The organism is Spirosoma horti (genome assembly GCF_054776595.1).
The window spans coordinates 570970-585973 of the sequence record NZ_BAAHBQ010000002.1; the positions used below are offsets into that span (position 1 = coordinate 570970).

The 15004-nt window shown below is 51.6% G+C and carries 12 protein-coding genes; 6 read left to right on the plus strand and 6 right to left on the minus strand.

The window, feature by feature from the left end:
- The first annotated feature begins 34 nt into the window (after positions 1-34).
- The 3 genes from ACYVAM_RS06325 (at position 35) to ACYVAM_RS06335 (ending at position 3965) form a co-directional block, all read left to right on the plus strand.
- Positions 35-1111, plus strand: coding sequence for an alpha/beta hydrolase (locus ACYVAM_RS06325; protein ID WP_461065057.1), 1077 nt, complete (start codon positions 35-37; stop codon positions 1109-1111).
- 9 nt (positions 1112-1120) lie between these two features.
- Entirely contained in the window at positions 1121-2596 is a 1476-nt protein-coding gene (locus ACYVAM_RS06330) for a leucyl aminopeptidase family protein (protein WP_461065059.1), read from the plus strand.
- Positions 2597-2753: 157 nt separating this feature from the next.
- The gene (locus tag ACYVAM_RS06335) at positions 2754-3965 is read left to right on the plus strand and encodes an ATP-grasp domain-containing protein (RefSeq protein WP_461065061.1); all 1212 of its coding nucleotides are present in this window, start codon (positions 2754-2756) and stop codon (positions 3963-3965) included.
- A gap of 54 nt (positions 3966-4019) precedes the next feature.
- On the opposite strand, the gene ACYVAM_RS06340 is transcribed toward ACYVAM_RS06335, so the two are convergent.
- The 4 genes from ACYVAM_RS06340 to ACYVAM_RS06355 all read right to left on the minus strand — a co-directional run bounded on the left by ACYVAM_RS06340 (position 4020) and on the right by ACYVAM_RS06355 (position 9385).
- Entirely contained in the window at positions 4020-4310 is a 291-nt protein-coding gene (locus tag ACYVAM_RS06340; RefSeq protein ID WP_461065063.1) for a hypothetical protein, read from the minus strand.
- Between the two features lie 164 nt (positions 4311-4474).
- Positions 4475-7057 carry a glycoside hydrolase family 9 protein gene (locus ACYVAM_RS06345; protein ID WP_461065065.1) on the minus strand — a complete coding sequence of 861 codons (2583 nt, stop codon included), beginning with the start codon at positions 7055-7057 and terminating at the stop codon, positions 4475-4477.
- A 51-nt stretch (positions 7058-7108) separates the two neighbouring features.
- Entirely contained in the window at positions 7109-8464 is a 1356-nt protein-coding gene (locus tag ACYVAM_RS06350) for a neutral/alkaline non-lysosomal ceramidase N-terminal domain-containing protein (protein ID WP_461065067.1), read from the minus strand.
- Between the two features lie 123 nt (positions 8465-8587).
- Positions 8588-9385, minus strand: coding sequence for a helix-turn-helix domain-containing protein (locus ACYVAM_RS06355; RefSeq protein WP_461065069.1), 798 nt, complete (start codon positions 9383-9385; stop codon positions 8588-8590).
- 93 nt (positions 9386-9478) lie between these two features.
- Here ACYVAM_RS06355 and ACYVAM_RS06360 point away from each other — a divergent pair, with 93 nt between their 5' ends.
- Positions 9479-9880, plus strand: coding sequence for a nuclear transport factor 2 family protein (locus tag ACYVAM_RS06360; RefSeq protein WP_461065071.1), 402 nt, complete (start codon positions 9479-9481; stop codon positions 9878-9880).
- A 102-nt stretch (positions 9881-9982) separates the two neighbouring features.
- On the opposite strand, the gene ACYVAM_RS06365 is transcribed toward ACYVAM_RS06360, so the two are convergent.
- Both ACYVAM_RS06365 and ACYVAM_RS06370 read right to left on the minus strand, forming a co-directional pair.
- A complete protein-coding gene (locus ACYVAM_RS06365; protein ID WP_461065073.1) occupies positions 9983-10726 on the minus strand; it encodes a ferritin-like domain-containing protein in 744 nt (247 codons plus the stop codon).
- Between the two features lie 15 nt (positions 10727-10741).
- Positions 10742-11461 carry a ferritin-like domain-containing protein gene (locus ACYVAM_RS06370; protein ID WP_461065075.1) on the minus strand — a complete coding sequence of 240 codons (720 nt, stop codon included), beginning with the start codon at positions 11459-11461 and terminating at the stop codon, positions 10742-10744.
- Positions 11462-11743: 282 nt separating this feature from the next.
- On the opposite strand from ACYVAM_RS06370, the gene ACYVAM_RS06375 reads away from it, so the two are divergent.
- Positions 11744-12238: a DUF4126 family protein gene (locus tag ACYVAM_RS06375; RefSeq protein WP_461065077.1), complete on the plus strand. Its 495-nt coding sequence runs from the start codon at positions 11744-11746 to the stop codon at positions 12236-12238.
- Positions 12239-12529: 291 nt separating this feature from the next.
- On the plus strand, positions 12530-14986 hold the full coding sequence (thrA, locus tag ACYVAM_RS06380; RefSeq protein WP_461065079.1) for a bifunctional aspartate kinase/homoserine dehydrogenase I: 2457 nt from the start codon (positions 12530-12532) through the stop codon (positions 14984-14986).
- Positions 14987-15004: the final 18 nt, after the last annotated feature.

A 15004-nucleotide genomic window follows, 5' to 3' on the forward strand; every position in this document is an offset into this window, starting at 1 on the left:
GAACCAACTCACCCCCGTATCCGATTCTGTACGTATGTCTTCATCAATACGTTTAGAATTACGTACGCACTACACCGACGACCGGCCGGTGTTTGTGTCGGGTAATTTTTGTGACTGGCTTCCCGACCTGGATTTGTTTCGAATGCAGTCCATCGGAGAGGGCCAGTTTGTCTATGAGTTTCCGGTGGACCTGGAACTGCCCGAAAAGCTGGTGTATAAATACACACGGGGTGGTTGGGATCACGTTGAACTAGGCGCTTCGGGCGAGAGTGTGACGGACCGGATGGTGTCGGCTGCCGAAACGGTGAAACAGGATTATGTGCCCCACTGGCGGTGGTTTGGCATGCCTTATAATCCAGAGCTATTGCCTAAAATAGAACTGCTTGGCGATTCATTCGAGGCTCCCCAACAGGGGGCCACCCGCCGGGTTCATGTGTTGCTGCCTTATGATTATGAAACGTCGGGGAAAGCGTATCCCGTTCTGTATCTGCACGATGGCCAGAACCTGTTCGGTGGTGGCTCTGGATATGGTAGCTGGGAGGTGGATCAGAAAATGGCCATACTCGCTGCCCGCCGTCACCACGACGTTATCCTTGTATCCATCGACCACGCCAACGACGAGCGCATCCGGGAATTTACATTTGACCGGACACGGGCCGGGAAAGGCCGTGGACAATATTATCTGGACTTCATTCTACGTACCGTAAAGCCCCTCGTCGACAGGCGGTTCCGGACCTTGCCCGATGCGGCTCATACCGGGGTCGGGGGGAGTTCTTTAGGGGGCTTGATCAGCATTTATGCGGGGTTGCTGCATCCTGACGTGTTTGGGCGATTAATGGTTTTCTCGCCTTCACTCTGGATTTCTCCTAAAATTTACTTCGATGCCATCCGCTTCAAGGCACCCGTGCCCATGAAAATATACGCGTATGGCGGTGAGAAAGAATCAGAATATATGGTGCCCAATATCCAGCGGTTCAATGAATCATTGGTTCGGCAGAACTACGGCGGACATTCGATCGATATTCGCGTATCGGTCGACCCGACGGGAACCCATCAGGAAGCCCACTGGGGGCGCGAATTTCCGAAAGCAGTGGAGTGGTTGTTTTATTAATCAGGATCTATGACTATCACCTTAAGTACCCAATCGCCCACCACCGGCGATCTTATCATTCCGTTTATACAAACCGATGCGCTGGCTGATCAACTGACCAGCCTGGCGCCCCAACTGGGTATACCCGCCGACGTACTACAGCGCGATTTTACCGCCGGAGCCAACGTAGTGCTGGCTACGTATGGCCCTAATGGGCAGAAAACAACGTTACTAGGACTGGGCACCGACCCAAAGCAAATGGATTGGCTTCGTACCTTCAGGAAGTTCTTTTTTGACCAGAAAAGCAAGTTACCCACGCAGCTAAGCATTGACTTGACGCCCGTCTATGGAGCCGTAGTGGAAGGGGTTGTGCTGGGCGTTCGTGGCGGTGGCTATGACCTCAAACTTTATCAGACCGGCAAAGCCGATGCGCCGGTTTTCTTCTCCGAGGCTGGGGCATTAACGCTCTACGTTCAGGAAACGGAGCTGGCAACGGCGCAGGATGCCCTGACGCGGGGGGAGGCCATTGCCCAAACCCAGCTTCAGATGCTGGATCTGATGAATGCGCCCGCCAACTATAAAAACCCGCAAACACTGGCCGATTGGACCGTTGCATCGGGCAAGCAGTATAATTATACCGTAACGATTCTTGACAAAGCCGAACTCGAACGGCAGAAATTAGGTGCCTTGCTGAGTGTCAGCCAGGGGAGCGATGTCCCGCCGGTGCTGATCATTGCCGAATACAAACCCGAAGGCGTCGAAAATCTCCGCACGGTAGGTCTGGTTGGCAAAGGCGTAACGTTCGATACGGGTGGTGTATCCATCAAATCTTCCGCCAACATGCACCTGATGAAGAGTGATATGGGGGGCGCTGCGGCTGTGTTGGGGACGGTAGAAGTAGCGGCTAAACTGAAGCTGCCTATTCATGTGATTGGCATTGTGCCATCAACCGAAAACTCGACGGATGGGCGCTCTACAAAACCCGGCGATGTAATTACGGCCTATTCCGGCAAAACCATCGAGATCATTGATACCGACGCCGAGGGACGCGTTATTCTCGCGGATGGACTGGGATATATGGTGCGTAATTTTCAACCCGAGGTGCTGATCGATCTGGCTACCCTGACCGGAAGCGTCATTGCCGCTTTAGGCTATCATGCGGCCGGGCTGTTTACGCCAAACGATACGCTGGCGGCCCAACTCACCGAATCGGCTAACCAGACGGGCGAACAACTCTGGCGTTTACCTGTTTGGGATGCTTACCTGGAGGATATAAAATCGGATGTGGCCGATGTTAAAAATTACAGTGGGAAACCACTTGCGGGCTCCATTAGCGCGGCTAAATTTCTGGAATTCTTTAGTGAGAAACACCCGGCCTGGGCCCACCTGGATATTGCAGGGATGGCCTTCGCCGATACGGAATTTGGTTCTCAGAAAAATGCAACGGGCTTTGGCATTCGGCTGTTAATCGACTATTTGCAACGACTTACGGTAGAAAAAAGATAAGAAAGACTCGTTGTTTGCCCATTTGGCCGTATCTTTTTTGGCCGAATGAAGTTTGGCGGTTCGGTTACGGCCGGGTAACTTCCCCGTCGAGACCTCCTGGACTTATACAGTATCTGCGCCTGTATGAATCTGAAACTAAACTTGAAACAACCAAAGTATGAGCCAATTGTCTTTTCTATGTATTGCTACCTTTCTGAAGGGGCAGGATTTTATGCGGGCCTGTAAGGAACTGGGCAACAAGGTCTATTTATTGACCGACCAGAAACTTGCCAATGAATCGTGGCCCCGCGAGTCCATCGACGAGATGTTCTTCCTGAATTCGCCCAGCAACGCCCCCGAAGATTTAGAGCAAATGATCGTAGGACTGGCACACGCCATGCGCTCGCGCCGAATTGATCGGGTAGTGGCGCTGGACGATTTCGACGTGGAGAAAGGGGCGCTTATTCGGGAAACATTTCGTATCGATGGCATGGGCCAGACGACCTCGCGTTATTTTCGCGATAAACTGGCCATGCGGACACGGGCTTTTGCGGCTGGCATTCGGGTTCCGGCCTTCTGTCCCCTCTTTCATGACGAAACGGTAACTGCTTTTTTACAGACAACGGAGGCTCCCTGGCTCATTAAACCACGGTCGGAAGCATCGGCGACGGGTATCCGCAAAGTTCATTCGCTGGATGAAGCCTGGTCGGCTATTCATTTGCTGGGTGATAACCGGCACACCTATCTCATCGAAGAATTTAAACCCGGGAAGGTCTATCACGTCGACTCCCTGTCTGTGGATGGGAAAGCCGTTTTTACGCGGGTCAGCCAGTATTTGGCCACGCCAATGGAAGTGGCCCATGGAGGGGGCGTGTTCCGCACCGGAACGCTCCAGGTCGATACACCCGAAACGGACGCGCTTCGGCAAATCAACGACCAAGTAATGTCGGCTTTCGGGATGCGCTATAGTGCCTCACATTCTGAGTACATTCGGGGTGACCACGACGGCGAGCTGTATTTCCTGGAAACGGCATCCCGCGTTGGGGGAGCGCACATTGCCGAAATGGTCGAGGCTGCTTCGGGCGTAAACTTATGGCGGGAGTGGGCCAAGCTCGAGACGGCCATGGCTCGCAAGGAACATTATTTGCCGCCCACGGATAATGGCGGTCATTCGGGGCTCATTGTCTCGCTGGCCCGCCAGCAGTGGCCCGATTTATCGGTGTTTTCCGAACCGGAAATTTTCTGGCGCATGAACCGTGAATACCATGTCGGTTTAATTGTTCAATCGGAGGATCGGTCCCGTATTCGAACGCTGCTGGACGATTACATGCACCGGATTTACGAGGAGTTTCATGCCTCCGCTCCGCTGCCGGATAAACCAACAAGCTGACCAGAGACGAGACGATCTGCGGCCGTCGACGCGATAGCAGATCGTCTCATCTCTTTATAAAGTATCCCGTTTTGCCTTGCCAACCGGCACCGACACGCCAAACGCACGGGGATCGCTGGGTGGCAGGGTTTTCCTCTTTTTATTGTTTTGTACAGGAGGAACTGGATTCATGGGCGTTTGAGCCGTCATGCCGCCACCCGATATGGGCGTGTCGACACCCGGAATAGCGACCTGTCTTTCAACGGGTTCCTGTTGAGTTTGCTGCACTATTCTGGCCGTATCGCTTTGCGCGATACAAATGGAGCCAGTCAGGCTGGCCGCTAAAAAAAACACGAGCGTACGCATACGAAAAGATCAGTTGTTGAGTAAACAGATATCAACTAAATCGTTGACAATCTGGTATGCTATCAACTGACTTTTAAGCGTAAAGTTTTTAGATAATTAGGGTCACTTATGTTCCCTTGTTTCCTAAACGGACAAGGGCCTTATAAGGCTTAATCAAAAACCATTTATAGCTCGTCAATTCGAACAAGCGCATACCCTTTTTGCCCAAACTCAGTTAAAAAACCGTCCAGGTGTGAGTAGAGCTTGTCCGTTCGGGCGGGTGCTGTGCCTATGTGCATCAACAAGATAAAACCATTCAATCCCGCCGGTTTTTGCTGCTCATACGTGCGAATGGATTGAAGAATGGTTGCACTGCTTCGGTAGTTCCGATCCAAGGGGATGGTGTAATCAGCATGGCTAAGCGTGCCCGGTGTATAGTTGATTAACTGCACTCCTTCCGCCTTGGTCCAGGTGGCAATGCTGTCGTTATACCACTCGTAGGGCGGTAAAAACAAGTTCGCTTTGGCCTTAGCCTGTCCGTAAAGACGTAGCGCTGCGTAATTGGCCCGCAGATCAGCCCTGAATTGAGCCTGACTTACCAGCAAACTGTCGCGCTTTTCCCAATCGCAATACAACAGGTGTTGATCGGAGTGAGGGCCAATGTAATGCCCATCCTGCCTGAGTTGTTTTATTAATGAAGAAAACGCAGGGTTGCGCAAAAAGCGTCCGGTTAGAAAAAAAGAAGCCCGGACGTGATGCTTTCGCAACGTCCGAGCAATGATAAATCCGCCGTCGGCAAATTCATCGCCGGTAAATACCAGCGAAAATCGACGGGCGGTGGTATCAACCCTTATTTTAGCGCCTTTGAAATACGTTGATTTCGATTCGGCGGTAGGTTTCTGACTTACTTTGTTAACCGGCGGGTTTACTTTTTTTGAACCACTCACTTTTGGAGATGGTGTACGTTTCTCGGCGTGTTTGGCTGCCAGCAGATAAATGAGCGAGGCTGTACCGTCCATAGTTGGTTCGTTAGTACTATAATCGCCATAGTCATCGTGATAGACCGCTACCGGGCTCTGGAAGGACGCATATTCATCGGGTTCGTGCAGCGTGATACCAATCAGGTTGCCGTAAATGCTGCCACGCACGGGGCCGTCTACAAGTCCGCCGTCAATGGGATAGCCTTTCAAGTGAGTGAAAGCCGAATGGGGATCTTCCGGCGTGTCGGCATTGGCCGGTAAGCCATAGACAAAACTTGTTCCCCATGGATTGCAGCCAAACAGCCAGTCGAAGTTGGCCTGTTCGAGAGCCGCGAACTGATCGTCGTGGGTGAGTTGACGATACCAGAAGCACTGTGTCGCGAACGACGTGGTCAGGTTATTACTGCACCAGATAAAGGGAACGCCCCGATAAAATGCATTCCTGCCGGCCCGCTGCCAGACCAGTTCAATCCCCGATTTGTAAAAATCGGTAACGGTTTTTCGGGTAGTTGCGGGCAGTTTTTTTGCCAGTTCTGCATGCCCAATATTGACAAACGGATACCACTGGTAGTGTCGTGCTGTATCGTTCAGCATCCAGGGCGTAACCGGCTCCCGGCGGGCGAAAGCCAGGGCGGTGTTGCGTAGAGAACTAGCCTGAGCACCCGTTGGCCCCGTCGCATTGAGCAGTTCAACGGTAGCCAATTCCATATCATCGGTATAGTTGTCTTCTTCATAAAAATAGGGTGCCCGGCCGGGAGCTGTCTGGCAATTGCCGGGCTTTGCCAACCCCAACCGATACGCCGACTGTGCCCGCTGCCGTAGTTTGTCGACGTACTCTTGTTTAACATAGTCAGATTTACGGTTCCGAAATAGTTGATATCCAAGGGCGAAGGCGCTGCTCACTTTTCCGGCCGTTGACGCTACGCCCGTTGCTCGGTTTTTATGGTTGAATAACCCTTGTGGCTGACCAGTAGCAAAGTAAACAGGACGCTCGGCCCCTTTTCCATACATACTGTCAAGCTTGGGAATCCGCATCGCCGAGTGGTCGCGGTCGTCGCCAAGCTGATTGAAGAGCCACGTATCAGTAGGGTGCATTTTCAGTAACCAGTCGAGCCCCCACCGGGCTTCATCCAGCACATCAGGTTGTCCATTAACACCCAGTAACCCATTCGCCTGAACCTGATCGCCAAAGGCCGTCGGGAAGTCACGGGCCGCAGCCAGCAGGTGGTATGTTGCATTGGCGGACGTTGTTACATACTGCAAGTAATCCGACGCATCGTGCCAGCCCCCCGACGCGTCGATGTGCGTGCTATCGGGCATGGGGCCATACATGGTGTAGCCATCGTGGGTATGGCAGGAGTCTTTCAGGAAGGGATTATAGCCGCTCCGCTGCTGACGCATATACCGCAAACAAAAATCGGCCGCTCCGGCATAGACATCCTCGCCAATGCGAAAACCCGGCGACCGGGCACCGTCTGGCGTCCGCAGGTAATAGCGGCCGGGCTTTTGAACGGTTGAAAAATCGAGCCGATAAGTTTCCTTAAACGGCCCATAGGCCCCAAACGCCCGACCCGCCGGTAGCTGCTGACTAACCTGATTCGTCCGCTCATCGACGAGATCAAATTTATCTACTGTCTTGTCCGTCAGGCTTCCCCAAACAGCTATTTTTGGGCTACTTGGTCGATAACCGAGCAGATTAATCCGAATGACTGCGGATGGTTCTTCGTGCCTCGTGACGGCTAGTAAGCTGAAGAGCAGAGCGGTAATGAATGCTGTTCGAACAAGCATGGTTTTGATAAAAAAGAAGCGTATGACCAACAGTGTCAGCTGATTTTTTATTTATATCTTCTTTAACAGCCCCATCATCATTTCTTCAAAATACGCTCCGTTATAGGGGCCGAACCAGTTCATGTCGCGGGTTTCGTAGGTCGTCCGGTTATAATACCGGTCGGGGGTTACGTAGCCAATGTAGCCGCCATCGAAGCTGGTCACCATCAGGTTAACGCCTTTTTGAGTGGCTAGTGGGTTGAAGTCGGCCACGAATTCGCCTGAGTAATCGCAGGGGGTGCCGAGGAGTACGGTTTTGCCGATGCGCAGGGCTTTCAGATCGGAGGGATAGTCGCCATAGACGGCATAGAAAAGCCAGGGACGCACGCGCCAGTTGCCAATAACGCGCGGATGCGGTTCGCGCAAACCCAGCGGAAGTGTAAGAATGGCCAGCGCGCTATCGGGTCGGGTCTGAATTTGAGGAACCGTTCGTTCGATGCGAAGCGCCAGATCGCCGGCATAATTGCGGATTTCCTGAAAGTCGGTTTTGCCACGCGCCTGTGGACCGGTGCTGCCAACGGCCCCCGCCATAAACACGGCGAAATCAGCCGATTTCTTTTCGAGTCGATCCACCAGCGAACCGGGATAATCGCGGCTGAGGTAATTCCACATACTATCTTCGTACAGGGTTGCGTGCCCGGCAAACGTACACAGCAAAGCCGATTCGCCGGTTTCTTTCTTCAGTTTGAGCAGGCGAATCATCCCGTCGAGTGGCTGGGTTGGCCCCGAAAAGCCAATGCGGTTGTAAATGTGGTCACTGGCATCGGTCTGGCCGAAGCCTATTTCTACCGGAGCCATATTGCTTTGCGCATTCCGAATGGCGGTCAGGATACCGTCGGTCACGCGGGTGACGATTTTTTCGTCGTAGCCACCGGCAATTAACTGGCCGACGATGCCCGGTGCCCAACCGCCTACACTGTTGTGCGAGTGAATAGCGCCCATGTAGACATTCTCCCAGCGCAGCCCCAGTTCGGGTAGCCGTTTTTTAAGGGCCTCGACCACCGTTGGGGGCGTAATCAGCAGGTCGAGCCCCACTACAGCGACTTTGGTCCCGCCATTGTCGAGAACGATGGCGCGGGCAAAAATAGAGTCGGCCACCACATGCCAGTGCTTACCACGCCGGGCACCATACCCACCCGTCGGTGTCGAATAGGGGGGCGTGATGTTGGCTTTTGCCCAACCGGCCCGGAGGGGTGCTTTGGGCGTTGAGGGAGCGGGCAGTTGCGCCAGCCGCTCTTTGGTTTGCGTATAATAGGGCATCTGCTGGTAAGGCGTTTCATCGACCGGAGCCAGGCTAACAGCCAGAAAAAGCAGAATAATGACAACGAGTCCCAGCAGGACTTTCAGGAGGATACGGAAAAATTTCATAAGGCTTGCCGCCAACGCGAATGAATTTACAACGTACAGAACACGACTTTTAGAGCACAGGGAATTGCATAAATGGATAGTGCGTATCTTGTTCGTGTCGGTCAGATCAGAAAGTTAGCTCTTTTACCGTCTTTTTTGGTGAATAAAGTGTAGCGGACGGTTGCCGCAGACATCCAGAAAGTTGTTGCTGAAAGTAGACAGGCTTTCATAACCAACACGTTCGGCTAGCTCTGAGACATTATCAATGCCAATTTCAATCAACTCCAATGCTTTCATAATCCGGGCTATTTTGCAATAACTTGCGTAAGAGATGCCTATCTGTTTGGTAAACAGACGGGTCAATGAACGAACCGAGAAACCAAAATGACGGGCTATCTGCAGAATACTAATTTTTTCGTGTAGGTGTTGCTGGATATAATCGAGTGTCTGAGCCAGCTTTGTATGACTTGTCGACGGTAGGCAAATGGGAATGGCGTTGGCGATTTCTTCCGGTAACAAATCTTGCAGGGCTTGTATTAGGGTAGTGGCCTGTGAAGACTGTTGACTGCTCTGAGTCCATTTTTCTGTGTATCGAATCATTTCCCTGAGCAACGGAGAAACGGGGAATACCGCCAGCTGGGGATGCAGAGAAACCTCGGGATGTGCTATTGGGAAGCATACCGCTCGCATATGTAATTGTGGACTATCAGACCATATTTCATGATAGGTGCCGGGCGGAATCCAGGCCCCATACCAACCGGGGAGGAGTATCTTCTTGCCTTCACTATTCACATGAATACAGCCATTCTCGGCATAAACAAGCTGGCCCAATGGATGCTGGTGCCAATCTGAGTAAAAGCAACCCAGTTGTTGATGGTAGCTAATAAATGAGTCTGAATGCTGATCGGTGATAGAAGCACAACTTACAAATTGTCTGGACATGGCCGATATGAACAAAAGTTTGTCCGTTTTTCGTAATTTCTCCAAAGTTGGTGTATATAATTTTGTCGTCAAGTTTACACTACTGCACAATTTATGATACAGTCTCATCCCAACCTTGGCCTTGTTAATCGTTTTTTTCAAGCTTACGCGACGAATGATCAGGAGTCAATAAAAGAAATTCTTTCACCTAACATCCGGTGGATCATTCCTGGCAAACATCCGTTGAGTGGCGTAAAAGTCGGCGTTGATGAAGTTATGGCTTATTTTTCTCAATTAGGCAAAGCTGCTTTTCAAGCCAGCCCTATTGTGATGGGCGTCAACGATCAGTATGTGATTGACTGCCACGAGAACTGGACTACAGGGTCTGAAATACCTACTTTTAAAGGGATGTCGTGTTTACTTTGGAAAATTAAGGAAGGAAAAATAATAGAGGTCTATAACTTTCCGGAAGATCAACACAAAGTAGATGAATTCTTTCAGGCCGTTTATAACTAAAGAGACGGACTGGAGAGAATGAAGCACAAAAAAAGGCACCGGAGAAAATCCCCGATGCCTTCCGTCACCCTGCCGGTTTCCCGGCCTCCCTATATATGAGTTTTACCCCAAGAACGGTCCCGCAGCAGCTAAAACCTGCGCTTTGGTCAGTGGCTCGTCGAAGGCGCCACGGAAATTATCATCCGAAATGCCCGTTACGTTTGGCAGTGTTTTCAAATTAACACCGCCCTGTGTGAACGTGGTTTGTGTTGGGTCAGAAACCCAGCCTTTCATACCCAGTATCCGGCGAACTTCCGACGCGTGCCGGGCTTCAACGGAGTGAATCTGAAGGGCAGTCTTTAAAATGCCTTTGTCGTTGATCAGGTTACCGGCCTGGCCTTTATAAGCCTGAACCCCAGTATCTTCCAGAACACGGGCTGTCGCCAGGAAGGTGGCGTAGGTGGCAAATGTACCCGCTGGATATTTGAATGTCGGTTTGGCAATAGCGGCTGCACCCAGAGCACTTTTCAGCAGGGCAACGTGTGCCGTCTCGTGTTTGCTGATCTGGTTGATAACAGTCTGATCGGAAGCCGGAACCAGGCCTGCCGTTGATAGTCCGGTACGGTAAAATTCGTCCTCCAGGTATTCAAGCGTGAGGGCAAAGTTCAGCACGTCGATGGCTGCCTGCGAAGGAGCCGCCGATTGCGCAAGGGCTTTATTCAAACTAGCGGCAACCAAGGTTGGAATACCGGCGGCTGCCAGCTTGGAGCCAAATTTGAGAAGATTCCGGCGAGAATAGAAGCTGTAACGCTCGCTGATTTCGGGATCAACTTTTTCAATATCGGAAATTAAATTAAATAGATTCATGGCGTTGTGTCAGGTTTACTTGGGAAGATTGGTGGCCGTGATTTGCGTTTTCACGTAGTTCTGCGCGATGGGCAGCACAACCGATGGAGCATTGGACACATCGAGTCCGTTGCTTGGCGTGACCACATCGTCGCCAGCGAAGTCGGCTGATTTTGGATTCAGCAAATCGCGGATAGCGGCTGCGTGACGCGCTTCTACCGATACAATCTTACCCGCGAGCGCCAGGTAATTCACATCTGTAATTAATGGACCTGCACCATTGTAGGCGGATACGCCCAGATCTTCGAATGCCTTGGCCGTTCCCAATACGCTGGCCCGGTCACCGAAGTTGACGCTAGTGAAATTCGGTACCAGATCGGCAATACGACTGGCGGCTGGAATGGCTGCCTTGAAGAATTCGCGGTGAATAATTTCGTGATCGCGAATATCGGTCAGAATGGCTTTTTCCGCATCCGTCATGCCACTGTAAGGCGTAGTAAGAACTTGGGTGTAAAAAGCGGCTTCCAGTTGCTCCAGGGCAAACGCGTAGTTTAAAATACCGACATCGCCCGTTCCCAAATCAACTGCGGCCATCACTGTCGTTGGGTTTTCTTCACCATCCTTGCAGGATGCCAGAATAACGCCCCCCGCAGCAAAAGCGCCTGCGTAACGCAGAAATAACCGACGACCGACCATCACCGGCTCCAATTGGCCTGGAAGCATGGTCAGGCCCGATTCATTCTGTTGCTTGCTCATAACGTAGTATAATCTAAGTGTGTCAATACAACTGCTATTTGACCAGACAGTTCGACACACTTACGGCCTCCTGTCTAATTTGGATTTATTTTAATGAAGAAACTGGCCCGAAGAGTGCTTTAGAAGTCAGATACGGGCTGCTTACACGAATGGCCTGGACAAAAAATAGAATGGATAACTAACGTATTCGTGACCGTTATTCAAACCATTCAGATCATTGAGAGGGTCGGGAACAAAGGCGTTTGGTTCCGGTTTGCTTCATATACATAGTATAAAATAATCATGATTCGAACTTACTTGACGGCCTTTCAGATTGGTATTATCGCTGGCATGCGTAGCATGATGGCTCCGGCTTTGGTAAGCCATAACGTGTCGAACATAAAGCCGGGCCCGCTGTCTGATTCGCCATTAGCGTTTATGACCTCTCCGAAAACAGCGACCACGCTGGCCGTGCTGGCTGGTGGCGAATTGATTGGTGATAAACTGCCCAGTGCGCCTGATCGGACGGGCTGGCCACAAATATCGGGTCGTTTGGCGTCAGGGGCTCTATCGGGAGCCGCACTTACGCAGGCCGATGGACAATCGTTGGCGTATGGTGGTCTTGCCGGGGCGCTGGGTGCTGCGGTTGGCTCGTTTGCTTTTTTTCAGTTGCGACACTGGCTAACGCACGAAAAAGAGTTGCCCGATCCACTGGTTGCTCTGGCCGAAGATGCGCTGGCTCTTGGCGCAGGCTTACTTATCCTGCATCAAACGGATGTGGTGCCTACGGCAGCTTAACGGCAAAGAGATTTTTTATCAATAGAAAAAGCGCCCAACATCGGGCGCTTTTTCTATTGATAAGGATTTCGTTTCGACCGATGCTTCAACTGGTTTGACGATGACCAGCCACCCGTACATCGACCGCCATGAAAGTCGTGCCGGGTAAACACCCGAAAATCTGCCTGCCATGTTATCTTTGCACTCCAAAACTACCCTCATCAACATCGTCATCATTAACTTGCGCGAATCGAGTCGCCGTCTTATCGATGGCCCACTCGTTCGCTCGCTCACTCTTTCGCTTTCGTAGTAATGCAGGTTCTTAAATTTGGCGGTACCTCGGTAGGGTCCGTAGAAAGTATAAAGCAGGTTATCCAGATCATTGAAAATCATCGGCAGCACGGTGATCAAATAACGGTCGTTTTTTCGGCGATGGGCGGTATTACCAATCAGCTGATTGAGATCGGCCGCATGGCGACAACGGGAGAAACCGACTATATGGAACTGGTTCGGCGAATTGAAGATCGCCACTTCAATGTGGTCAAGGCGCTGATTCCGATAAAAGAGCAGAGTAAAGTGTTTGCCCATGTTCGGGGTATTATCAACGAACTGGAAGATTTGCTGCGGGGCGTCTCGCTCATTCGGGAGCTATCCTTACGGACCCATGATCTGATCACCAGTTTCGGCGAACGCCTGTCGACAACGGTCATTACCGAATGTGTGAAAAGTCGGGGCATTCCGGCGCAGTTTTGTGATGCGCGCAAAATCATTAAAACCGACGCGCAGTTTGGGCAGGCTGACGTAAATTATACGCTCACCAACCAACTCATTCAGGATCATTTTGCCAAAGTTACTGACCTTCAACTGGTGACGGGCTTCATTGGTTCGACCGAGAAAAATGAGACGACAACGCTGGGTCGTGGTGGTTCAGATTATACGGCCTCCATTCTGGGTGCCGCGCTGAATGCTACCGTCATCGATATCTGGACTGACGTGGATGGCATGATGACCGCCGATCCCCGCAAAGTGCCCAACGCGTTCAATATTCCGACCATTACCTATGCCGAAGCCATGGAGCTTTCGCATTTCGGGGCCAAGGTAATTTACCCGCCCAGTTTGCAACCGGCTTTTGCCCGCAACATCCCGGTTCGAGTGCTGAACACCTTCAACCCAACGCACGAAGGTACCATCGTTAGCCGCACCGCCGAACGTCGTCAGTATACCATAACGGGTATTTCAAGTATCGACGACATTGCCCTCGTAAACGTGCAGGGTTCCGGTATGATTGGCGTGGCGGGCGTATCAGCCAAATTATTTGGCGTATTGGCTGCGCACAAAATCAGCGTTATTCTGATCTCGCAGGCTTCCTCGGAGCACTCGATTTGCTTCGCCATCGACCCGCGTGGAGCCGAAAACGTAAAAGCTATTTTAGATGCTGAATTTGCTACTGAAATCGCACATGGGCATATCGACAACATCGCTATCGAACGCGATTTGTCGGTCATTGCCACGGTTGGGGAGGGGATGAAGAAAAGCTCCGGTATTGCCGGGAAACTGTTCTCGGTGCTGGGCAAAAACGGGGTCAACATTATCGCCGTTGCGCAGGGGTCGTCGGAGATCAACATCTCGGTGGTGATCAACAAAAATAACCTCTCCAAAGCACTCAACTCGCTGCACAACATCTTCTTCCAGTCCGAAGCCAGAGTCCTAAACCTGTATCTGGTTGGGACGGGCCTGATCGGTAAAACGCTGCTGAAACAGATTTTCGATCAGTCGGAATACTTACGCACGGAGAAACTGCTGAAAGTTTGTGTGGTAGGTATGACGAATACCAAGAAGATGGTGCTCGATACGAAAGGGGTTGCCTTGGACGGCTGGCAGGAGCGCCTGCTCACAGACGGCGTAACGACGTCCTTACCTGCTTTTGTGGAGAAAATCAAAGATTATAACCTGCCCAATTCGGTCTTTATCGACTGCACATCGGATAAAGACATTGTGCAGTTCTACGAGTCACTGCTGGATGCCAACATCTCGGTTGTCACGCCCAATAAAGTAGCTAATTCCGGCTCATACAGTGAATACCGGCGGTTGCAGCGTACGGCCCTTAACCGGGGCGTTAAGTTTCTTTATGAGACCAACGTGGGTGCTGGTTTGCCCATCATCAACACGGTGCAGGGGCTGATGACCTCCGGTGATCGCTTCCTGAAAATCGAAGCAATCCTGTCGGGTACGCTGTCGTTCATTTTCAACACCTTCCGGCCCGGCCTTTCCTTTGCCGATGTTGTGCGGGAGGCTAAAGAAAAGGGGTATACCGAGCCCGATCCCCGCGATGATCTAAACGGTCAGGATGTGGCCCGGAAAATCCTGATTCTGGCGCGTGAAGCAGGCTTCCCCCTGGAACCGGACGATGTAACCATCAACAATCTCTTGCCGCAGTCGTGCCTGGACGCGCCCACGATTCCGGCTTTCTTTACGGAACTGGAACGCAACAACGATTATTTCGAGAACTTACTTCGCGAAGCACACGAGCGGGGAGAAAAACTTCGATTCGTTGCCAGCTTCGAGAACAACAAAGCGACAATCGGCCTCCGGCCAGTCGACGCGGATCACCCGTTCTATCAACTGACTGGTGCGGATAACATTGTTTCCTTCACCACGGAACGGTACAAAGACCGGCCGCTTGTGATAAAAGGTCCTGGCGCCGGCGCCGAAGTAACGGCCTCCGGTGTGTTTGCCGATGTAGTGAGTATTGGCAGTTATTTGGCGTAGGAGTTGATTGTCAGTACA

Bases quoted from the DNA above. Each gene is read 5' to 3' on its own strand.
- ACYVAM_RS06365 (WP_461065073.1), bottom strand. From the start codon at position 10,726: ATGAATCTATTTAATTTAATTTCCGATATTGAAAAAGTTGATCCCGAA.
- ACYVAM_RS06330 (WP_461065059.1), top strand. From the start codon at position 1,121: ATGACTATCACCTTAAGTACCCAATCGCCCACCACCGGCGATCTTATC.
- ACYVAM_RS06375 (WP_461065077.1), top strand. From the start codon at position 11,744: ATGATTCGAACTTACTTGACGGCCTTTCAGATTGGTATTATCGCTGGC.
- ACYVAM_RS06335 (WP_461065061.1), top strand. From the start codon at position 2,754: ATGAGCCAATTGTCTTTTCTATGTATTGCTACCTTTCTGAAGGGGCAG.
- ACYVAM_RS06360 (WP_461065071.1), top strand. From the start codon at position 9,479: ATGATACAGTCTCATCCCAACCTTGGCCTTGTTAATCGTTTTTTTCAA.
- ACYVAM_RS06345 (WP_461065065.1), bottom strand. From the start codon at position 7,057: ATGCTTGTTCGAACAGCATTCATTACCGCTCTGCTCTTCAGCTTACTA.
- ACYVAM_RS06340 (WP_461065063.1), bottom strand. From the start codon at position 4,310: ATGCGTACGCTCGTGTTTTTTTTAGCGGCCAGCCTGACTGGCTCCATT.
- ACYVAM_RS06355 (WP_461065069.1), bottom strand. From the start codon at position 9,385: ATGTCCAGACAATTTGTAAGTTGTGCTTCTATCACCGATCAGCATTCA.
- thrA (WP_461065079.1), top strand. From the start codon at position 12,530: ATGCAGGTTCTTAAATTTGGCGGTACCTCGGTAGGGTCCGTAGAAAGT.
- ACYVAM_RS06350 (WP_461065067.1), bottom strand. From the start codon at position 8,464: ATGAAATTTTTCCGTATCCTCCTGAAAGTCCTGCTGGGACTCGTTGTC.
- ACYVAM_RS06370 (WP_461065075.1), bottom strand. From the start codon at position 11,461: ATGAGCAAGCAACAGAATGAATCGGGCCTGACCATGCTTCCAGGCCAA.
- ACYVAM_RS06325 (WP_461065057.1), top strand. From the start codon at position 35: ATGTCTTCATCAATACGTTTAGAATTACGTACGCACTACACCGACGAC.